The organism is Mesorhizobium sp. M0771, assembly GCF_040320155.1.
Lineage (GTDB): Bacteria > Pseudomonadota > Alphaproteobacteria > Rhizobiales > Rhizobiaceae > Mesorhizobium.
This window is the reverse complement of record NZ_JAMYPC010000037.1, coordinates 1-20,436: the sequence shown is the minus strand read 5'-3', so window position 1 is coordinate 20,436 and position 20,436 is coordinate 1. Positions and strand designations below refer to the sequence as shown.

At 59.0% G+C, this 20,436-nt stretch carries 22 protein-coding genes and 1 pseudogene; 13 read left to right on the top strand and 10 right to left on the bottom strand.

Annotation, left to right across the window (positions count from 1 at the left end):
* Window positions 1–149: 149 nt before the first annotated feature.
* A complete protein-coding gene (locus tag NKI05_RS32325) occupies window positions 150–374 on the top strand; it encodes a Y4oE-related protein (protein WP_084013115.1) in 225 nt (74 codons plus the stop codon).
* A 581-nt stretch (window positions 375–955) separates the two neighbouring features.
* Here the strand turns inward: NKI05_RS32325 and NKI05_RS30990 are convergent.
* Window positions 956–1,168, bottom strand: a complete 213-nt coding sequence (locus NKI05_RS30990) for a hypothetical protein (RefSeq protein ID WP_023690461.1) — start codon at window positions 1,166–1,168, stop codon at window positions 956–958.
* Between the two features lie 132 nt (window positions 1,169–1,300).
* Window positions 1,301–1,510 carry a hypothetical protein gene (locus NKI05_RS30985; protein ID WP_023694061.1) on the bottom strand — a complete coding sequence of 70 codons (210 nt, stop codon included), beginning with the start codon at window positions 1,508–1,510 and terminating at the stop codon, window positions 1,301–1,303.
* A 362-nt stretch (window positions 1,511–1,872) separates the two neighbouring features.
* Between NKI05_RS30985 and NKI05_RS30980 the strand changes: the two genes are divergently transcribed.
* The 3 genes from NKI05_RS30980 (at window position 1,873) to NKI05_RS30970 (ending at window position 3,496) form a co-directional block, all read left to right on the top strand.
* On the top strand, window positions 1,873–2,508 hold the full coding sequence (locus NKI05_RS30980) for a class I SAM-dependent methyltransferase (RefSeq protein ID WP_023670654.1): 636 nt from the start codon (window positions 1,873–1,875) through the stop codon (window positions 2,506–2,508).
* Between the two features lie 585 nt (window positions 2,509–3,093).
* On the top strand, window positions 3,094–3,318 hold the full coding sequence (locus tag NKI05_RS30975) for a hypothetical protein (RefSeq protein WP_023690459.1): 225 nt from the start codon (window positions 3,094–3,096) through the stop codon (window positions 3,316–3,318).
* Complete coding sequence (locus tag NKI05_RS30970; RefSeq protein ID WP_245261925.1) at window positions 3,308–3,496, top strand: hypothetical protein; 189 nt, start codon at window positions 3,308–3,310, stop codon at window positions 3,494–3,496. The genes NKI05_RS30975 and NKI05_RS30970 overlap by 11 nt, the downstream gene beginning before the upstream one ends.
* Window positions 3,497–3,605: 109 nt before the next feature.
* Here NKI05_RS30970 and NKI05_RS30965 read toward each other — a convergent pair whose 3' ends face one another.
* Genes NKI05_RS30965 through NKI05_RS30955 form a run of 3 tightly spaced genes read right to left on the bottom strand, consistent with a single transcriptional unit; the run spans window position 3,606 to window position 4,827 of the window.
* The gene (locus NKI05_RS30965; RefSeq protein WP_023670652.1) at window positions 3,606–3,884 is read right to left on the bottom strand and encodes a hypothetical protein; all 279 of its coding nucleotides are present in this window, start codon (window positions 3,882–3,884) and stop codon (window positions 3,606–3,608) included.
* A gap of 42 nt (window positions 3,885–3,926) precedes the next feature.
* Entirely contained in the window at window positions 3,927–4,295 is a 369-nt protein-coding gene (locus NKI05_RS30960; RefSeq protein WP_084013112.1) for a LysR substrate-binding domain-containing protein, read from the bottom strand.
* The gene (locus NKI05_RS30955; protein ID WP_023690457.1) at window positions 4,201–4,827 is read right to left on the bottom strand and encodes a LysR family transcriptional regulator; all 627 of its coding nucleotides are present in this window, start codon (window positions 4,825–4,827) and stop codon (window positions 4,201–4,203) included. The genes NKI05_RS30960 and NKI05_RS30955 overlap by 95 nt, the downstream gene beginning before the upstream one ends.
* 112 nt (window positions 4,828–4,939) lie before the next feature.
* Here NKI05_RS30955 and NKI05_RS30950 point away from each other — a divergent pair.
* The 3 genes and pseudogenes from NKI05_RS30950 (at window position 4,940) to NKI05_RS30945 (ending at window position 6,822) form a co-directional block, all read left to right on the top strand.
* A pseudogene (locus NKI05_RS30950) lies at window positions 4,940–5,476 on the top strand (VOC family protein).
* 584 nt (window positions 5,477–6,060) lie between these two features.
* Window positions 6,061–6,303: an exopolysaccharide production repressor protein gene (locus NKI05_RS32320; RefSeq protein WP_502898781.1), complete on the top strand. Its 243-nt coding sequence runs from the start codon at window positions 6,061–6,063 to the stop codon at window positions 6,301–6,303.
* Window positions 6,304–6,519: 216 nt separating this feature from the next.
* Complete coding sequence (locus NKI05_RS30945) at window positions 6,520–6,822, top strand: DUF1330 domain-containing protein (protein WP_023670645.1); 303 nt, start codon at window positions 6,520–6,522, stop codon at window positions 6,820–6,822.
* 1,569 nt (window positions 6,823–8,391) lie between these two features.
* Here NKI05_RS30945 and NKI05_RS30940 read toward each other — a convergent pair.
* From NKI05_RS30940 to NKI05_RS30930, 3 genes are all read right to left on the bottom strand, one after another.
* Entirely contained in the window at window positions 8,392–9,141 is a 750-nt protein-coding gene (locus NKI05_RS30940; protein ID WP_352794076.1) for a hypothetical protein, read from the bottom strand.
* A gap of 1,065 nt (window positions 9,142–10,206) precedes the next feature.
* Window positions 10,207–11,163, bottom strand: a complete 957-nt coding sequence (locus tag NKI05_RS30935) for an FAD-binding oxidoreductase (protein ID WP_198027084.1) — start codon at window positions 11,161–11,163, stop codon at window positions 10,207–10,209.
* Between the two features lie 210 nt (window positions 11,164–11,373).
* Window positions 11,374–12,231, bottom strand: a complete 858-nt coding sequence (locus tag NKI05_RS30930) for a LysR family transcriptional regulator (protein ID WP_023690450.1) — start codon at window positions 12,229–12,231, stop codon at window positions 11,374–11,376.
* 129 nt (window positions 12,232–12,360) lie between these two features.
* Between NKI05_RS30930 and NKI05_RS30925 the strand changes: the two genes are divergently transcribed.
* From NKI05_RS30925 to NKI05_RS30900, 6 genes are all read left to right on the top strand, one after another.
* Window positions 12,361–13,443 (top strand): amidohydrolase family protein, encoded by a 1,083-nt coding sequence (locus tag NKI05_RS30925; RefSeq protein ID WP_031194312.1) that lies wholly within the window; start codon window positions 12,361–12,363, stop codon window positions 13,441–13,443.
* 11 nt (window positions 13,444–13,454) lie between these two features.
* On the top strand, window positions 13,455–13,808 hold the full coding sequence (locus NKI05_RS30920; RefSeq protein ID WP_023690448.1) for a Rieske (2Fe-2S) protein: 354 nt from the start codon (window positions 13,455–13,457) through the stop codon (window positions 13,806–13,808).
* Between the two features lie 120 nt (window positions 13,809–13,928).
* On the top strand, window positions 13,929–15,536 hold the full coding sequence (locus NKI05_RS30915) for an ABC transporter substrate-binding protein (RefSeq protein ID WP_023690447.1): 1,608 nt from the start codon (window positions 13,929–13,931) through the stop codon (window positions 15,534–15,536).
* A gap of 87 nt (window positions 15,537–15,623) precedes the next feature.
* Window positions 15,624–16,670 (top strand): ABC transporter permease, encoded by a 1,047-nt coding sequence (locus NKI05_RS30910; RefSeq protein WP_352794072.1) that lies wholly within the window; start codon window positions 15,624–15,626, stop codon window positions 16,668–16,670.
* Window positions 16,667–17,551, top strand: coding sequence for an ABC transporter permease (locus tag NKI05_RS30905; protein WP_023673827.1), 885 nt, complete (start codon window positions 16,667–16,669; stop codon window positions 17,549–17,551). Before NKI05_RS30910 ends, NKI05_RS30905 begins: the two co-directional genes overlap by 4 nt.
* Window positions 17,541–19,172 carry an ABC transporter ATP-binding protein gene (locus NKI05_RS30900; protein WP_023686074.1) on the top strand — a complete coding sequence of 544 codons (1,632 nt, stop codon included), beginning with the start codon at window positions 17,541–17,543 and terminating at the stop codon, window positions 19,170–19,172. The genes NKI05_RS30905 and NKI05_RS30900 overlap by 11 nt, the downstream gene beginning before the upstream one ends.
* 146 nt (window positions 19,173–19,318) lie before the next feature.
* Here NKI05_RS30900 and NKI05_RS30895 read toward each other — a convergent pair whose 3' ends face one another.
* Together NKI05_RS30895 and NKI05_RS30890 are read right to left on the bottom strand one after the other, a co-directional pair.
* Entirely contained in the window at window positions 19,319–20,101 is a 783-nt protein-coding gene (locus tag NKI05_RS30895; RefSeq protein ID WP_352794069.1) for a hypothetical protein, read from the bottom strand.
* 56 nt (window positions 20,102–20,157) lie between these two features.
* A partial coding sequence (locus tag NKI05_RS30890; RefSeq protein WP_352794067.1) for a phage holin family protein occupies window positions 20,158–20,436 on the bottom strand: 279 nt, incomplete at its 5' end.

Genomic DNA, 20,436 nt, shown 5'->3' with positions numbered 1-20,436 from the left:
AAAGCAAACCAAATCCGGGTGAACGCGTTGGATGCCATATGTATTAGAAACCACGAATAGATAAACGAATGTCTAAAAACTCCATTCCGATTCGATGAAGTCCGACCTGCCAGACGAAATAGGTGCGCTGCAATTCCTCCTCGCCTCGCATGTACCGAGATCAGGCCGCTCAATCTGCGGTCGATCTCTACGGGTTGGAAGCGGCGACCGCCGTGGCGCAGTGCGCTTTGGAGGCTCATTTCGACGGTCGACCAGATGACTATCGCTTTTGGTGCGATGTCTTTCACCAACTGAGAAGAGCAACTGAAGGAACTTTTGCCGCGAAATCGTGTTCGTTCGAGCATGACCAGAATAGCCGACCTTGGACCGCCTAAGCCCGGCAAGCCACACCAACCGCAGGACGGGCACGATCGATTTCACCCATGCCCGATCTGCGGCCAGCAGGTCGACAAGCGCGACTTCCGCCAGGTCATGTGGCACGAGCAACCAGATCATGAGCCGCTGGAGCTCGATCAGTGAGGCAGGAACAACTGGGCCGCCAGCCAGAAGCCGACGGCCATCAAAGACAAAACAACGAGTGCGACGAGGAACAGCCTCATCGCCGGTTCCTACCACGCGTCAGAACAAAACCCGCCGACCGAAGCCAGCGGGCTTTTGTTGCAGGGCCGTGGTTTGCTTAGGATGTGGATCGCGGTTCAACACTGGGTGCCAACTGCGCAGTCACTGCGCTCAGACGCCCACGTTTGGTCAGTACTGGCTTGCTGTATTCTTTCTTCATGCAGTCCCTCCAGTGGAAATTTGAGGCAAAGCGCATTTACAGCCAAAGGTTGTCAATCAGCCCGCGCCTTGTCAATTCAAAAGGTGCCCGCCGCCCTTGCGTCCGGCGGACGAGAGACGTCACACCGCAAGCATCTCACCAGCCATGGAATCGTCCAACACCGTCCAGGTACTGAGGTTACCTAGCCGCAGGAGGGTCCTGAAGCCGCACAACCTTGTCGAGATGTAGCCGTATCCGCTGGCCTTCAGCGAAGGACAGCGCAAACGATTCCAGGCCGAATGAGCGTGTAATTTCCTGGTCGGTCTCTATGATGCGGACGACCCATTCGCCACTGGCTCCGACCACTTCCACGCGAGGCGTGGCCTTGCGAATTGACACCACGTTGCTCATCACATCCTCCCTACGAAACGCAATGGCAAGTCGATTTAAGACCGTCGTAGTCGGTAGATCAATAACAAATGCTTGCTCGGATCGGACGAACCATCCTGGATGGGCATACAACGGGGGCTAATGCCACTTCAGTCAGGCGAACCCTCCGGGGAACCTCCCTTGAGATAGCCTCTGCTTCAGGTCGTTGGCATTCAGGATGGCCGCCAGCTCTTCGGCATACTCCATGTCGGGAAGGTCGACAGATGGGTGGCCCGCTACAATAGCCGGCAGCCCGGTGAACACGTCGAACACCGTCCACGTCCCATCCGGTTCCCGCCTTACGCCGTACCGCAGAGTTGCCATGAGGGGATGCTAATGGAAGCCGCGAATATATGGTACAAAAAATGCGAGCGGGCGATCGGACAACGGGCACGCCTTGCAGAAGTTTTGCGCTACGACGGGTTCGGTCGGGCACGGCCAGAATAGCCAACCTCGGACCGCCCATCCCCGGCAAGCCACATGACCTGACTGGGAAGAGCATTTCTATGCGCGCCCCATTTGCGCGCAAAAGGTAGACCGTCGCGACTTCCGCCAGGTGATGTGGCACGAGCAACCGGACCACCAGCCGCTGGAATGCGACGCCTAAGAGCGCAGCACAACCCAACTGGTCATCGCTATCGAAGCAGCGTTTGCGGGGCGGCCGCTTCTAGGCGCATGGTGGCTAGATGACCCGAATATGGGTGGGATCGGATGGCGCCACGATTTATAGCGAAACCACTGTCCTGGCCGACCGAACCGGCGGCTGGCTGGTCCGGGCCGGAATGAACCGGGGCAATGCCCGGCTCAACGGCTACGCTCTCGATCAAGTGCACCTGGTCCCGGTAGATCGTGCCGTGGAGGTCGGTTTCGGCGGCGCAGTTTTACTGCCGCAACTTATCCGTGAGGCAGCATTCGTTTGCGGTGTTGACCGCTCGCAGGATGTCGTGAACGCTGCCTCCCACCGGTTCGCCGATGCAGTGCGCGTCGGACGAGCCGAGTTCCGAACCGGGCTAGTCGAGGACTTGCCCTTGCCGGATAGCACATTCGACAAGGCTCTCAGCGTCCACACAGTGTACTTCTGGCAAAGCCTTAGAGCTGGATCCGCAGAGCTCCATCGCGTCCTCAAACCAGGCGGTCGCGTCGTGCTTGGCTTCCTCCCGAAGGCACATATGGACCGGATGAACATGCCGGCCGATATTTTTACACCTCGCGAGCCGGATGAGGTCATTGCTGCCTTGCGAGAGGCAGGGTTCAGCGACCCTGAAGTGCGGAGACCGAGCACGGAAACCGCATGGCTCGTTGTGACAGGCACGCGAAGATAAGTTTCGGCGCCTGGAAGCGGAAAAGCCCGCCGCCGAAGCCAACTGGCTTTGTTGCAGGGGTTTGCCTAGGCTCCTCTGGGTTCAACACTGGGTGCCAATTGCGCCGTCACTGCGCTGAGACGCCCACGTTTGGTCAGTACTGGCTTGCTGTATTCTTTCTTCACTGCAGTCCCTCTCTAGCGAATTTCGGCAAAGCGCCTTGGGCCTAAAGGTTCTCACTCATCGGTGCAGGTTGATGGCGTGCACACAGCCGTTACGGCCGAGAGCTTCTCGCGCTTCTTTAGTTCCGGCTTCTGATAAGGCTTCTTCATGCAGGGTTCCCCACGTTTGTCCCTCAATGCGAAAATGCGGTGCGCCGACCACGATTGTCAACCGGAAACACTGAAGTAGCGGCCGAGCGACGCCAGGGGCCGGCACGCGCGGTCAGGGCGGCGTGCGCAGCGTGGATGCTGCAATTGCCTGGCCGGTTGCCATGGCCTGCTAACGAGCGCACACTGCTGCGGTCGCCTCGAAAAATCAAAAACAAACAGGCACGAGGCGCTTGGGAGCGATCATCAGGCTTTCGCCCGACCAGGGAGAAGGCCCATGCCCACACCGGCACAGAGCCGGCTCATATATTTTATGGGCCAACTCGTTCACAACGAGAGCATCGTTTCCAAGCAGGATATTATCGTCGGCTTACTGGATCACGAAGGCAGTCCGACGGCCGACGCCGACGAATTGCTGGCGAACTTGCATCGATCACTGCAACAGGCCCGACAGAGCTTGCACGAGGCGCAAGAGATCTATGGAGTCAGAAATGCGGAGTAGCGAAAAAACAAAACTCGCATACACAGCCGCAGAGTTCGCCGAAAAACACGGTTTGACCGTGAAGGCAGCCGAAATCATCCTGTCCGTGAACGGCTCCTCACGTGTCGCTTGCGATGCAGCAGCACGCGCATTCAAAGAAGCGGTTGCGCACCGAGCACACAGCAATGACGGCGAATGAGGCCCGCGCCTGCTTCCGAGGCTGCGCGGGCCGACCATGACGAGTGGAGAGGACATCTTGGTCACCGGCAGGAATCGCTGAAGAACGAGCCGGGTGTGACCGAACAGCCTCAGAGCGAGGTTGTTCCCGACTGACGCAAAAAAGCCCGCCAACATGAGCCGGCGGGCCAAGTAATGGGTCGCTGTCCAATGAACGCGTTAGGTGTCTTCAGATGGATTTTGGTCGAGAAGCCGCCGCGCGTCAGGCGCAACAAATCGGGCGCCGATTGAACGCCCTGCGGACGCAGGAACGCCTTCGTCTCGCGGGCGCTCCGCGTAAGCAAATCTTCGCCGCCGAGAAGCTCAATCGTCTCGGCCCAACCGTCGTCTGCAAGCAATTCGTGTGTCATCGCAGTTAGAATCCCACCCGATTCCGCAGGGCAATACCTATCTTATCGCCTAGGCCCTTTTGCCCCTACCGCCGAGACATGACCGCGCACCACGGAGCTGTCGAACATCTGCACCAGGTGCGACCGGTGTCGTTGCGCCCACTTCTGTGCCGGATAAGCAAAGACTAGGCCGGTAAACGGTGAACGCAGTTCGGGGAGTACCCGCACCAGATCGAGCTGATGGGCGAGATAGCCTGGAAGAAAGCTGATGCCCAATCCTATCGCCACGAGCGCCCTCACCGTTAGCAGATCATCGCAGGTGAGGCCCCCTGTCAGGTCAACACCGATCTTCCGGTCGCCCGCCAGCATCGGCAGCGGTCGCGCCCATGCCTTGCTGAGGGCGATTAGATCGTGATGTTCGAGTTGCTCCAGTGAGACAGGTGTGCCCCGGCGGCCGAGGTAGGCCTTGGAAGTGTCCTGAAGGACCCGTCACGAAAGCGCGTGAGATCAGGCTGGAATCGCGCAACGGGCCGACGCGCACGGCGAGGTCGATGCCGTCGGCGACGAGATCGGCAACGCGGTCGGTGACGACGAGATCAACGGCGACCGCCGGATAAGCCTTACGGAACGCTGCAATAACAGGCGGTAGAAGCGTCTGCGCGATATCCACTGACGCCGTCAGCCGAAGCTGTCCGTCCATCCCCGCCGACTCTGCGCGAAGCTCAGCTTCGACGGTCTCGATTTCTCGCAGCGCGATGCGACACCGCTCGAAATAGGCTTGGCCCTTGGGCGTAGCGCGCAGCTTTCTGGTCGTGCGCTGGATCAACGAGAGCCCGAGCCGTCGCTCCAGGGCCGCGACCTTGGCGCTCACTGTCGTTGCAGGCATGCCGAGACGGCGCGCCGCGCCGGCAAAGCTCCCTGCCTCGAGGACGTTGATGAAGACACATATCTCGTCGATGCGCATTCCCGGATTATGCAGAAAACGGGATGCTCATTCCAGTCATCTCATATTTTCCGGGCAATGCATTTGCGCGATGATTTCGCTTGTGGAAATCGCCAGCAGGGGAGCGGAGGCCATGAACGATCAATCGATCAATCCCAATGACGCCGCCAGCGTCGTCGAAAAATATGCCATCAACCCGCGCGTTCGGGTCGGTCACGTCCATCTCAACGTCGCCGACATCGAGCGATCGCTAGCCTTTTATTGCGGTGCCCTCGGGTTCGGCGTCACCATGTCGCTAAGCGAGGAGGCTGCCTTTCTCGCGGCGGGCGGATATCACCATCATCTGGCGCTCACTAACTGGAAAAGCCGCGGCGGCGCCGCGCCCCCGATTGGCACGACGGGCCTACACCATGTCGCCTTTCTCTATCCGACACGGGCGGCGGTGGCGGCTGCGCTGCGCCGCCTGCGAGCAGAGGGGTGACGCTCACCGGCGCGAATGACCATGGCGGCTCGGAGGCGATCTATGTGCGCGATCCCCGGCAACGGGGTAGAACTCTATTGGGATCGCCCGGAAGCGGAATGGCCGCGCAACCCGGACGGCGCGCTGAAACTGGTCAGCAATCCGCTCGACGTGGACAATCTCGCCCGCGAGGGGGCATCAGACTGCTAAGCCGGCCACCGCCATGGCGGGCTGCGTTCGGAGGACTGCTGCGACAGTGCTAGCCATTCACCGAGCCACGGAGCCGGTTGGCTGCGAGCGGAGGGCAACCACTCGGCTGGCGGGCTTCGCCACCCCAGGTATTAAAGTGTACGCTTCGAGAAGACCGTCGGCAAACTCAAGCGCTTAAAATGCATCGCAATACCCTGCGGGAAGAGAAGCGAAGCTTCGCATCCGAGCTTATAGGACTTGACCGGCGGCTAGCCAGACGGCTCCCGCGCGGCTGAGACGGCCCTGTCCCGTTCCTTTGGATGAACTGCGCCTTGTGGCCGGTGATGTTCTCGATCGCCTTCAAAAGGGGTCGATGGACCTCACAGAGCTTGGCATGCTCGCTGTGGTACGCACAGCGACCCGAATATGCTCTTGTGCAGCGCTTCGGCTGCCGCCAGGAAGCGCTCGATTTCAGCCCGGGAAAGCTGTTCGGAAGGTTTGGTTCTGGCCATTGGTGCTTGCGCAATTACTAATTTAGTGAAACCTTACGTTCTTCTGGGGAGTAGACGTGAGACCGGTCGGTCCAGCTATGGGCGGCATTGAACATGATGTTTTTTCCGCGATTACTGATTGGGATGTTTGCCACGTCGACCGTGGTAGCGACCTGGACTTACCTAGCAACCGATTCGTTCTGGAAGTCCCTTGCATGGACCTTGCTGATTTTTATCATCTTTCAGGTTGCATATTTCCTATTCATTCGCGCTTTTCGACAAGCTTTGGTTGAAAAGAACCGAAGAAATACCGAACCCTGCCGAGCCTACCTGTCGAGACGGCGGTGTCTCATCTGAAGGGCGCTCGATGACGCTTTGAGGGAGACCGCCAGACACGAGAGCAGCGATCATGCTAATCTTTGCGAACCATGCGAAAGAAGGAAAGCCGTGGCAGCGCCAACAATCATCGAAAAGCGCGCTGGCGCTGGATGTCGCCACGGAGATCGTCGTTAGGGTGCGGACCGACGACGCCGAAGCCGAGGAGGGCGAGCGGGGTCTAAGGAGGAAACACAGATGGCTGCCTATCTGATAGCGGATGTAGACGTAAAAGACGCTGCCTTGTTCGAGGAATATCGGCGGGACGTTCCCGCTACCGAAGAGCGGTACGGTGGGCGGTACCTGGGCCGCGGTGGCGCCACCAAGGTTTTGGAAGGTGATTGGGATCCACACCGACTGGTCATTGTCGAATTCCCCGACATGGCGTCATTGATGGGCTGGTATAATTCGCCGGAATACGCCCGGCTGATCGAGATCCGCAAACGTTCCGCTAACACCAGGATCATCGCTTTAGAAGGGATTGCAACGCCTGCGGCGTGACCCATAAGCGCGGCCAGCGGACCCGACGACAGTTGGGCATCCTCAGCGTCATTTCTTCCTCACGGCGAGATGCCGGAGCAGCAAGACCACTTAGTACCGTCTATGATCAATTTGCCGCTGCGCCGGCGAGCGAGCAAAAGACGCGGGAACAGGTGTCTCGTGACCGCCGTGTTATCCCGATCATCCGAAGACGTTCGCTCTGGTGCGGGACGACTTCAAGTTCTTTTTCAAGGGTGTTCGGAGGTTGGCCCACGGCTGAAGGGCTGCACAACCAAGCGGCGACGATCAGCTTCTCCACCTTCAGACACATCGTGATAACCTGTCGGCCATGAAATCGGTGGCTTGAGAGAAACGTGGGCGGGCCCCAGGAGACTAATTTCTGCCCATGGGGAAGGCGATGTCCGCGCTAGCCGGAATGTCAGCTACCGAAGATCCGCCGTGTGAAGGCTGCCAGTCCGCTAACGGCCGCCCCAAAGCTGCCGGTCAAGACAAGGTCGCGTTGGAACCGATCCTTCGCATCCCCCGTTATCGAATGGAAGGGACATTACTTGCCATTAGGAGATGAAGAATGAAACGGCTTCTTTTTGCCACTGCCATGATGGCTCTTTCCAGCGGGCTTGCGTTCGCGGGGACGACAGGGACAACAGGGACGACGTCGAGTGGCTCCTCCACTACCACAACGATGCCGACGACAGATAACAACACAGATTCGACCACAACGAAGTCGACCAATTCGAACTCAGCGAAGGACTGTGCGCCCGGCCAGCAGAGTGGCAGTGCTAAGCAGGCCGCTCCTGGTCAACAGGATGACACCAGTGCCAAGTCCGCAGCCCCTGGACAGATGAAAACGACTGCCGAAGGTTGCTAATTGTGGCGGGAGGGGCTGGTTTGCACCGGCCGGAATGGATGCCTCCCGCTGCCGACCGGCGGCAACGGACCGGCCCGCGCCCTTCGATCAGCGCGGGCCGTTTTTCTGAAAGAACCTCCCTTAATCGTCCAAGGAGCCTGCAGCCTTTTCTTGGGCGAGCCGGAATGCATAGTTGGTTGCGGATGTGATTGTTGAATAGCGGCCCTTGGTGGGGCAGATTTGAACGCGACAAACGCCTCAAGCGGCACGCCCAGGAAATCGTATTGCTTCCCCCCTCGCTCAAACAGACCGAGAGAACCCTGGTCCGGGTCAATAGTCGAACTTGCGCATCGAGGTCGACGGCATGGTGCGTTTCAAGAAACCAGCGTGAGCCGCGGCCAGCCGGGTATGGACCGCCCTACAGGCTGAGCTGTATTCGAAGATGTGGCCGGGCGTAGAATGACCTCGCGTTCCGCCGCTTCGCGCGCCGCCCTGATCGGAGTTTTCGCGTTGACGGTGTGGGTGGCCGTCACGGCATCGGCTGCGATCTCCTCAACACGGTATTTCGGCACTTTTGTTCCTACGCGTCGGTAGCGACTCCGCTTGTTTAGGGGTCGCCCTCAAAGAGGAGAAAAGGTGGCAAGCTCGTCGTCTCCCTGCCGCCGGGGGTGTGACCCGGCGGCTTGCACGTTCGACTAGGGTCGTTTCAGCGGTGACCGGTCTTACGGCGTTGGCGCAGGATCCTGTTTGGAAGCCATCTCGTCGATCTTCTCGGCAAGCACGCTGTTGGCCCATTCGGTGACCTCGGCGTCGACCGGCTTGTTGGCCATATCGGCGAGCGCGTCATCCAGCGATGGGACGGCGGCAGCAGCATCGGCCGCCGCTATATTGGCAGCATCGAGCGCCGCCTGCGCTGCATCGATCTGCTCCTGGGTCGGGACTTGGTCGGCCGGAGTATTCGGGTCGTTCAATTTGGCGTTCAACGCGTCGACTTCCGCTTGGGCGGCATCTACCGCGGCTTGGGCGCCCTTGGCGGCAGCCGAAGCTGTCACATAAGCCTGAATGCCGCCGAATTTCTTGCTCTTGGAGTTCATATAAGCGTTGATGTTGCGCTGCAGCGAGTTCAGCCGGCCAAGCTTGGCGTGAATGTTCTTGTCCTTAGGCGTCGCGGCGACCTCAATGTCGTCGACGGCGACCTGGTCTTCGCCCGAGGCCTTCTTTCCGGCGTGAGCCGATGCCGACTTGCCGTGCGAAGCGCTGTTGCCGGACTTCCCGCCGCTGTTGCCGGACTTGCCGCTATTGCCGTGACCACCGCCATTGCCGTGACCACCACCATTGCCGTGACCACCACCATTGCCGTGACCACCACCATTGCCGTGACCACCACCGTTTCCACCCGCACCAGCGAAAGCAGGAGCGGTCACTAGCGCAAGCGCGGCAAGCGCCGCCAAAAGGGTTTTTCGGGATGTCATGGTACCTCCTCAGGCGAATAGCCACCTCGCCGATTCGTTATAGAGCGGCTTATAAGAGTTTCCTAATTCGACTGAATGAACTTTAGATAAATGCTTGTTGCAATGAGCGACTGACGACTGCGAAGCGCTTTGTAACCCTCTGAAATCTAGCAAAAAATCCGGAGTCGCAGACCGTATCGCCCTTTAGCGCGACTGAAGTCCCATACCGATCGACCTTGGTCGGGCGATGCACAACCGCGGAATGCTTGCGGCATTTCGGAGTATGGCGTCACCATGTGGCTGTGACTGCGCATTGGCAGACAACTCGCCGGGCGAAGACCCCAACAACCTCGAGCCCGGCGAGCCTTACACCTGATCAGAGTACGCGATCAGGACCGGGGATCAGCCGGCGAAAGATGTGGGTGCAATATGGGTGCCAAACTATTCGTCCCAAATTGGGACCATGCTGCGGCCGGCAAGCTGCGCTTAGGTCTCATAAAAGGCTTAGGCGCTGGCATCGGAAATGGCGATCGCTGGTCGCTCTGCGCCAAGCCGCAGGACCAGCATCATGGTTGCCCCATTTTGCAGAACTTGACGCACACAACCCCCCGCGACAAAGGCTGCTGGGCCGTCGTAGCGCCGATCTGCTCCGGCATGGCCGCGTGAATGCCCGCTCGACTCCAGCAACAGCTTCATCCTTGGTTGCGACGTTCCCGCGCGCGCCGCCGTCATCGAGCGTATCTTACTCGCCTAACCCGGATCGTGCCGCGTCCGCTTTCCGGGACGCACGGATCTATGCTCAATACCTAATGTCAGGCGCGTACCTGAATGGGTCCTCGAGCCGAGATAGCGCGTTAGTCCATACCCGACATTGCGATGTCCAGAAATCGACCGTTTCGCGAACAGCGATGACTACTCGGAGCTGCTATCTCGTTTGCGCCACGAACTGTCCCCTGCCCTCAATGCTTCCAACGTCTCATTTGGGGGCCGATAACGGACTGACAGCTTCGAGCGTCGAGCCGTTGGGTTAGACCCTGACGCCGATGCGTGCGCCGACGGAATCTTCCAACAGTCAACAACGCCGAGCTAAGCATCGAGCAAAACCGTCCCTCGCGGGCGGCTGCAACATGCCAGGACATAGCCGGCAGATTTCTCTTTAGCATTCAGTCCGCCCAAATCGTCCATGGTAACCTCGCCGGATAGTTTGGCTATTCGGCACGTTCCGCAAACGCCCTGCTGGCAGGCGGTTGGGATGTAGATGCCACAGTTCCGCGCCGCGTCCAGCAGGGTCTCTCCGGGCGCGCAGCGATGCTCCACACCCGAGCGGACAAAACGGACCGAAGACGAAATCGCCAAGCCCAATTCCGACCGAGAACCATTGCTGCCTCCGAAACTCTCCTCGTGATACTGCGCCGGCGGGAAGCCTATTGCATCAAGGCAGGCGCGTGCCGTCTTCATGTATCCTTCGGGCCCACAGGCAAAAACGGTGCGCTTGTGAAGATCGGGAACCAGGCTCAGCAGCATCCGACCATCAATTCGGCCGGTTGAACCCGTCCAAGCGGGACCTCCCTGGCCGCAAACCAAAGTCACTTGAACATTGGGAAAGCGAGCGGCAAGTGCTTCCAGTTCCGCTCGGAAGATGATGTCGCCTGGGGTTTTCGCGCTGTGAATGAAGCGGATCTCCCTGTCGTCTGCGCGGTCTGTAAGCGCACGCAGCATTGACATGGTCGGAGTCACGCCGCTCCCGCCCGAAAGGAAAACAGGTTTCTCCGACGGCAATTTATCCAGATTGAACGAACCGAGCGGCCCTTCGATCTCGATCTCGCTGCCCGGCGTCAAATGGTCATGGATCCAGTTGGAAGTGAGCCCGCCCTGCGTTCGCTTCACGGTGATCTGAAGATCAAGCGGTCGCGTCGGCGGTGACGATACCGAGTAGGCGCGCGTTATTGTGGCGCCGTTGATCCTGAGGTGCACGAGAACATACTGGCCCGCGCTGAAGCAGAACATCCGACCAGCGGCAGATGTGAGAACAAATGTTTTCACATCGTGCGTCTCGTCTATCACGCGACGGCAGAGCACTATATCTCGCGTCTTTTGTGCCCATCGCCGCTGACGCATGGTGGGCACGACATCTGAGGCTTGGATGGAGGCGTATGCATTCATCGTGCGGCTCGGCGTTAGGTCGAGCGAACATGCCAGTTCTTACCCCGCTGAACAGCAATATTATCCCAGCGTTATGATCGGGAATATCGATTAAACCTCCAGCGACATAACAGCGAGATGGAGAGCACGGATGCCTTTGCGAATGATCGGTTCGTGTTTGCGGCGTGCCAGTATCGCCGTATGGACTGGCTGGTGCAAGGTCGGCGCTCCTTCGACCAGGAACGATGGAATCTCACCGGTAAACCTGCGCGCATCATCGCTGCGCATGTAGCAAGTGCCGCCCGTTCGCCGGAGCATGATCTCCGCCAGAGCTTCCGATCCGGTCGAAAGTCGGCAGATCGCCAATTGAGCCAGCATCTCTGCGTGCGTTTTCTCCAGCACGACGGTGTAGCCTGGGCGGATGTAGGTGTCGGGATCGACGTCCGACAGGTTTCTGGCGGCAGTCGAAACCATTAAATATTCCTCGACCATCAGGTGCTCGTATGCGATCTCAGGCAAGTAGCGGGGGGCATAAAGCACCGCGATATCCAGGTTTCCCATGCTGAGGTCGCTGACCATCTGGTTCGAATAATCCGACTCGACATGGATTGAGGACTTCGGAAGTGCTTGGCACAGGGTTTCGACCCACCCGGGCAGGACTGAGCGGGTCATGCCCACTTGGGCGGCAACGCGCAAGGTGCCTTCGAAACGGTTGAAGGCCCGGACATCGTGGCGAGCCTGCGACCAAGTGGATACCAGAGATCTTGCGTAGGCTTCGAACCGGCGCCCTGCGGCAGTCGGCTCTGCCCCGGCGCGTCCGCGTTGGAACAGTTCAGATCCGATTGCGCTCTCCAGGTTCTTGATGCGGGTGCTGATTGTCGATTGGGTTAAGCCCAACCGATCTGCGGTGCGATTGAAATTTCTCGATTCGATGATGTCGAGAAAGGTTTCGATGTGATCAAGCTGCATGGAAATCCCGATCGAAAAATTCGATCATGTTCCTGCCTACCATAAGCTTGATCAAACAATACTCAAGGGGGAAGCTGCACCAGATCATCGGCCGGCGCACCGCCGGGACGGGCCACGGAGCGGAACAAAGTGTTCATAGTTGATTGCGACTGTCACAATTACTGGTCAAGCGCCACCGTGTTGACGCCATACCTTTCCGGCTTGTGGAAAGACATGTTCACCGAGGGCGAGAAAACAGGTCCAGTCGGCGCATTTCCGCATGGCCATCGCCCCTGGTTTCATCCGCAGGACTTCTCCCGCAAGGACGTCCGTCCGAAGACGGAAGCCGACAATTATCTCATCATGAAAGAGAAGCACCTCGACAAGTACAAAGTCGACGTGGCGATCCTCACCGGCGATGAGCCGATCGAGGCGTCGACCCTCGCCAATCCTTACTATGCCAGCGCCCTGGTCAGCGCCTACAATGACTATCAGATCAACCAATGGCTGCCGAAAGACGATCGTTTCATGGGTTCGATCATCATCGCACCACAGGATCCGAAGCTCGCTGCCGCCGAGATACGCCGTCTGGGCAGTCATCCGCGTATGGTCCAGGTTCTCGCTTCCCAAGGGTCCGTCAAGCCGTATGGAGACCCGTTCTACCATCCGATCTACGAAGCTTGCGCTGAAGTAGGGTTGCCGTTCGCCATACATCTGGGCGGGCATGGCGGCGTGAATTCAACTGCCATTGCGCCTGCGCCCACGACATTCTTCTGGGAAACGCATGCCATTTTGCACATGTCCGCGATGTCGCACGTGGCAAGCATGATCGCCCATGGCGTCTTCGAGAAGTGGCCGGACCTCTACTTCGTGATCATCGAGTGCGGTGTCGCCTGGGTTCCGTCGGTCCTGTGGCGCCTGGATGCCGACTACAAAGCGCTGCGTAAAGAGACGCCATGGCTGAAGATGCTGCCATCGGAATATTGCCGGCGCAACATCCGCTTTTCCACGCAGCCGCTGGAGCAACCTGCAAACATCCAACATCTCTGGTCCACGCTCGAAGCGATGGACGGGGAAAACACGCTGATGTTTGCGTCGGACTATCCGCACTGGGATTACGACGATGCCAACACGCTGCAAATCCCTCCTGCCTGGAAGAGCAAGATCATGGGACTGAATGCGTTGGAAGTCTACAAACGCATCCCCCGTGCGCAAGCCGCGAATGCTGCCTGAGGAACCATACGATGCCCGAGAAGACATATATCTGCCGCGTCCACGAGATCGAAACAGGATCTCCGTTTATCGCCAAGATCCGCAGCCTTTCGGTCGGGATTTTCCGCATCGGAGATTCATTCCACGCGCTGCTGAATGTCTGTCCGCACCGCGGCGCTCCACTTTGCGAGGGACCGCAATGCGGGACAACCGCGCCCGTTGAACAAGCGCAATTCATCTATCATCGCGAAAACGAGATCGTTCGATGCGCCTGGCATGGCTGGGAATTCGACATCAAGTCAGGTGAAGCCTTGGTCGATCCGTCCATTCGCGCTCGCACATTTCCAGTCACCGTCGAAGCCGGCAGCATCTATGTGACGGCCTGATTGGCCCAAAAGCCGATTGGGATTGGAAAAATTCGAAGAAAGATGGCCGAAGCCAACTAGCAGATTTGTTCGCAGGTGCTTGAAAAAATAACGCGGAGAACTCCGCAATGGGAGAGTCAAATGTCAGAATCTGAATACAAGCTTGGTCTCGCGCAAAGCCTGGTCGGTGGCAGCAAAGTTTCCCGCCGCGACTTCATTCATCTTGGGATAGCCGCAGGCCTGACGGTCGCCGCCGCCGACACGCTCTTCGTCGCCAGGGCGCGTGCCGAACCGATGCACGGCGGCTTCGCCAAGCTCGGCATGGCTCATGGCGCGACGACGGATTCAATCGATCCGGCCGGCTACCCCGATACGTTCACACAAACCGCGTTTTCGGGCTCGCTATCCAACAGCCTCACTGAGGTCGACGCCAAAGGCAATGTCCAACCGGACCTCGCCGAGAGCTTCGAATCTTCGGATGGGGCCAAGACCTGGGCCTTCAAGCTGCGCAAAGGCGCAACCTTCCACAACGGCAAGACTGTGACGGCGGATGACGTCGTGACGTCATTGCAATATCACATGGGCAAGGACACAAAATCGGCGGCGAAGTCGCTGTTGGAGTCCGTCGCCGGGATCAAGGCCGACGGCCCGGAAACGGTGGTCTTCACGCTCAAGAGCGGCAACGCCGATTTCCCTTACATCATGAGTGACTACCATCTGGTCATCATGCCAGCCAAGGACGGCAAGGCGGACTGGGCTTCAGGGGTTCGCACCGGCGCTTTCCTCCTTGAGAATTTCCAGCCCGGCGTTTCGGCGAAACTCAAGCGCAATCCAAACTACTTCAAAAACGGCAAGCCCTATCTCGACGAGGTGGAATTCATCGCCATCACTGATCTTGCCGCTCGCATGGCGGCCTTGTCGACGGGCGAGGTGGACTATATCGGCCGCGCCGACCTCAAGACCCTCGGCATGTTGAAACGCAATCCGAAGGTGGAAATCGTCGAGGTCACCGGCTACGGACATTATACCTTGCCGATGAATGCCGCGATGGCGCCGTTTGATAATCCAGACGTGCGAACGGCATTGAAATGGGCGATCAATCGCCAAGAAATCGTCGACAAGATCTTTCTCGGCCACGCCACCGTGGCTAACGACAACCCGATCGCGCCAGCGATCAAATTCGCCAAGGATCCGCAACCGCAACACAACTTCGATCCGGAAAAAGCCAAGCACTACCTGAAAAAGGCCGGAATGGAGAACCTGAAGGTGGATCTCTCGGTCGCCGATGCCGCTTTTGCAGGCGCGGTGGATGCGGCTTCGCTCATTCGCGAGACGGCAGCCCAATGCGGCATCGACGTCAATGTCGTGCGGGAGGCCGAGGACGCTTATTGGGACAATATCTGGCTCAAGAAACCCTGGTGCGCATCCTATTGGAGCGGTCGAGCGACGGCCGACTGGATGTTCACGCAAGCCTTCGCCGCGGACTCCAGCTGGAATGAGTCGTTCTGGAAAAATCCCCATTTCAACGAATTGCTTGTTAAGGCGCGGGCCGAGACGGACGAGGCCAAGCGAGCGGGAATGTATGCCGAGATGCAGCAACTAACCCACGACGATGGCGGCAGCATCGTGCTGGTCTTCAACAATTTCGTCAGCGCCCAATCCAAAAAGCTCGCACATGGCGAAGTGGCGCCCAACTGGGAGAACGATGGACTGAAAATGGCCGAACGCTGGTGGATCGCCACGGCATGAAAAGGCGGCCGGGGCCACGATGGTTGTGAGGCTCCGGTCGGCTTGCTCCGAGTGCAGGACTGCCGCCCAAAGGGAGACGGCACTCACATGAACCCCGTCGCAAGAACGGTTGTGCAGCGCCTTGGCCTCGGCCTGGTCACTTTGTTCATCGTGTCCATCATCATCTTCTCTGCCATCGCGATGCTTCCGGGCGACTTCGCCAAGGCCACGCTCGGGCAGTCGGCGACGCCCGAAACGGTCGCCGCCTTTCAGCGGGAAATCGGCATCGATCGTCCGCCTGTCGAGCGCTATTTCGTCTGGGTCGCGCAAATGCTTCACGGCGACTTCGGCTCTTCGTTCGCGAGCCGCACCGGATATCGGCGTACCGTGGCCGAGATCATCGCGCCACGCCTCTACAATACGATGTTTCTTGCAGCGGTGACCGCGCTGATAGCGGTTCCGCTGGCGCTTGGGCTTGGCATTCTCGCCGCGCTGTACCGCAACGGCTGGTTCGACCGGCTGGTGAATGCCGTGACACTGACAACTATTTCGTTCCCGGAGTTTTTCGTCGCCTATATGCTCGCCTACCTGGTGATCTCGCGCGACACGTTCATTGCATCCGATTTCGCTCAATCCCTGCCCCATTGGCTCAGTATCTCACTGACCTGGGCACTCAATGCGGTTCCCAAATTTCCGACATTGTCGAATGTGAACGATCAGACCCCATTTTGGGAGCACCTCTGGAAAGTGGCGCTGCCGGCAATCACCCTTACACTCGTGATCGTGGCCCACATGATGCGCATGACCCGAGCGGCCATCATCAACATGCTCGCAAGCCCCTACATCGATATGGCGCGCCTCAAGGGAATGTCCCCGATGGTGATCGTGCTGAGGCATGCCCTGCCCAATGCCTGGGCTCCCATCGTCACTGTCGTGGCGTTCAATATGGCATATCTCATCGTCGGAGTGGTCGTGGTCGAGGTCGTTTTCGTCTATCCCGGGATCGGCCAACTGATGGTTGATGCGGTAAAATCCAGGGATGTTCCGGTTGTCCAGGCCTGTGCCCTGATTTTCGCCGCGACCTACATCCTTCTCAACCTGCTGGCCGACATTATTTCCATCGCCACCAACCCCAGGCTCTTGCACCCACGATGACCAGATCCCAATCTATCGCGGCGGTTCAGAGGCTGAGGCGCTCGCGTGCCAGCCGGGCGACAACAGCGCTGAAGAAGGCACCGCTTAGTGCATGGTTCGGCATCGTGGTGATCGTTGGCTACGTCCTTGTTGCGGTCTTCGCGCACTGGATAGCCCCATATGGCGAGACGCAGGTCTTCAGCGAAGCCTTCGCGCCGTGGAATCAGGAATTCAAATTGGGAACCGACCAGCTCGGCCGCGACATGCTCACCCGCTTGATCTACGGTGCGCGCAACACCATCGCTATCGCGGTCGCGACTACATTGCTCTCCTTCGCGGTAGGCGTGTCGCTCGGCCTCCTTGCCGCATTGTATAGGGGGTGGCTCGACCAGATCTTGTCGCGTGCGGTGGACGTGCTGATGTCGATCCCGAGTCTGATCTTCGCGCTGGTGCTTCTGTCGATCTTCGGCTCGTCGATCACCAGCCTGATTGTTATCATTGCGCTTCTCGATTCCACCCGTGTCTTTCGGCTTTCTCGCGCCGTTGGGCTTAACGTGGCCGTGATGGAATATGTCGAGGTGGCGCGATTGCGCGGCGAGGGACCGAGATGGATCATCGCCAATGAAATCCTTCCCAATGTCATGCCTCCACTGGTCGCCGAGTTCGGCTTGCGATTCTGCTTCGTGTTCCTGACAGTCGCGGCGCTGTCGTTCCTCGGAGTCGGTATTCAGCCGCCGACGGCCGATTGGGGATCAATGGTGCGCGAGAACGCAACCCTGATCACTTACGGCGATGTCACGCCGCTGCTTCCGGCCGGCGCGATAGCTCTTCTTACCGTATCCGTAAATTTCGTTGTGGACTGGTACCTGCACGCAACAAGCGGGTTGCGGGATGAAAAGTAGCGATCCAGGCTCACGCGAAAAAGGAAAGGATCTACTGCAAATCCGCAATCTGCATGTGGAGGGATCCTCGGACGAACAGTGGCATCCCATCGTCCGCGGGATCGATCTTACGCTGAAGCGGGGGGAGGTTCTTGGCCTAATCGGCGAGTCAGGCGCCGGCAAGTCCACCATTGGCCTTGCCGCAATGGGCTATGCCAAACCGGGCTGCCGGATCACACAGGGCTCGGTCCTGTTCGACGGGATTGATCTCCTGGCAGTCAATGAAAAGGGGCGCCGTCGTCTCCGGGGCTCCCGCATTGCCTATGTCGCGCAAAGCGCGGCGGCCTCCTTCAATCCGGCACATCGACTTTTGGAACAAACCATCGAAACCGCGGTGGCGCATGGAATCGTCAGCCGGGAAGAGGCGAACCGGAGCGCCGTGGATCTTTATCGGCGTCTTCAGCTCCCAGAACCCGAGAGCATAGGCTTTCGCTATCCTCATCAGGTCTCAGGCGGGCAGTTGCAACGGGCCATGACAGCGATGGCAATGGCTTGTCGACCGGACCTCATAATATTCGACGAGCCAACAACGGCGCTCGATGTGACCACGCAGGTTGAAGTCCTTGCCTCCATTCGCAACATCGTTGAGGAATTCAGTACTGCTGCAATCTACGTAACGCATGACCTGGCGGTGGTGGCGCAAATGGCGGATCGCATCATGGTTCTGCGACACGGAGTTACCGTGGAGGTGGCTGACACACGCCAGATGCTGGCCTCCCCCAGCCAGGAATATACGAGGACGCTCTGGGCAGTCCGCAAGCTCGCCAAGCCCGAAGTTCCAGCCGATGACTATCTCTTGACGATAGACAACGTCACCGCGGCTTATGCCGGAGGGGTCAAGGTGCTCCAGGATGTCTCCATCAAGGTTCCGCGCGGAAGAACAGTCGCTGTGGTCGGCGAATCCGGTTCTGGGAAATCGACGCTCGCTCGAGTCGTTACCGGACTCTTGCCGCCAAGTTCGGGTTCGATTTCTTTCGCAGGCCAGCTCCTTTCCAAGAGCCTGAAGGCGCGGCCCAAGGAGGTCCTGCGTCGCGTCCAGATGATTTATCAAATGCCCGACAACGCCCTTAATCCGCGCCAAACGGTCGAAGAAGTCTTAGAGCGGCCACTCGAATTCTACCTCGGCCTCAAAGGCGCGCAGAGAGATCGCCGGATAAGCGAACTTATGCACATGGTCGAGATGAGCGAGGATTTTCTGGAACGTCTACCTGGCGAGCTATCAGGTGGCCAAAAACAACGCGTCTGCATTGCGCGGGCATTGGCTGCCGAACCGGAGCTTATCATCTGCGACGAGATCACATCCGCGCTCGACCAAATTGTGCAGGAGGAGATCCTCAAGCTTCTGATGCGCCTACAGCGTGAACTCGGGATGAGCTACATCTTCATTACCCATGACATTGCCACGGTGCGCGCGATAGCAGACGAGATTGTCGTCATGCACGGCGGCAAAGTCGTCGAGCAGGGATTGAAGAGCGTGGTTCTCACACCTCCGCATGCCGCTTACACCGAACGGCTTTTGTCCTCTGTTCCCGAAATGGATCCTGACTGGCTGACAAGATTGCTGGCCAGTCGGAAAATCTGACAGGTTGCAAGGTGGTCAGGAATTAAGTCCCCGTCCGCCCATCTTCCACGTGCTTTGAAGGGCATGATCGAGCTCCCGCGCAGCGATCAGCGCGACTATTATGCACGCCTTCTGGAACCGTCTATCGCTGATCCAGGACCATCAGGCTAGGTTTGACGCTGAGGCGTATTTGAAATACGTTCGCGCACGGCATGCTCGGTCTTGTCTGCTGTGGACTTCACGATCTCGCCGAGCTGATCGGCTATCGTGTCTGCTTCCATATCTTGCCGGCCAGCTTCCTGCTTGATGGTCTCATAGGCGTCGGCGGCGACCTGCTTGGCCTCATCGAGGCCCCTGTCGAGCAAAGTTTCGGCGGAATCGCGAAGCTTGTCGCCATAGGCGCCTAGTTGCTCGTCCTCCGTTGCGGTATGGGGCAGAATTGCACCTATAGCGGCGCCGATGGCGAGACCGACGGCCGCAACGGCCAAGGGTTGATCCTCCAACAGATCTTGCGCGGAGCGGCTGGCTTTCGCCGCCATGTCCCCGGTCGTCGAGCTTGCATTGGCAGCGCTTCCCGTCAGACCCGCCGCAGCGGCTCTTGCGGTGCTCGATATGGTGTCGCCGACGCTGGCAGCGCTCGAGGAGAGCGATTCCGCGGCATCGGAGAGCGTGCCGCCCAAGCCGCCGCGCTCCCCTGCTACATCATGTCGTCCCGGCGCTGAAGGCAATGGATAGCCAGCCGAACGGTGGGCGGTGTTTGAGGTACCGCTGCCGAACATCAGCCAGGCCAGACCTGCGCCCACCATGGTGACCGGCAAAGGATTGTCTCGGACCTGCGTTCTGAGATTGCTGAGCATGGCCGCGCTCTCCCCTCCCGAGAACAGCCCGGTGAACTCATCCAGCAATTGTCCAGGCGTCATCTTGCCTCGAATGGATTCGGCGGTCTCCATCACCCGAGCGCGAGCAGCCTCGGCCTCGCGTTCAAGTTCGGCTGCGGATTTCTCGTTCATCTCACCTGTTCCTTAATCGCGCTCGCGTCGCGCTTGAGCTGTCCCTGGGTCCGGTCGGGGGTAAGTTCCGAAGGCGCCATGCTGGCCGTCCCGGTCCGCAGCAGGATGACGCCGAGGACCGCCACGACCACACCGACCAGCAGGGAAGACCACCCCGCGCCAAGCCCTGCCCGCGTCAGCGCGATAATGAGCGCCTGCAGCAACACCAAGAGCGCGGCGAGCAGGCAAATCGCGCCGCCCAGCACTTCCGCGGCACCTGCTCCGGCTTTGGTAAG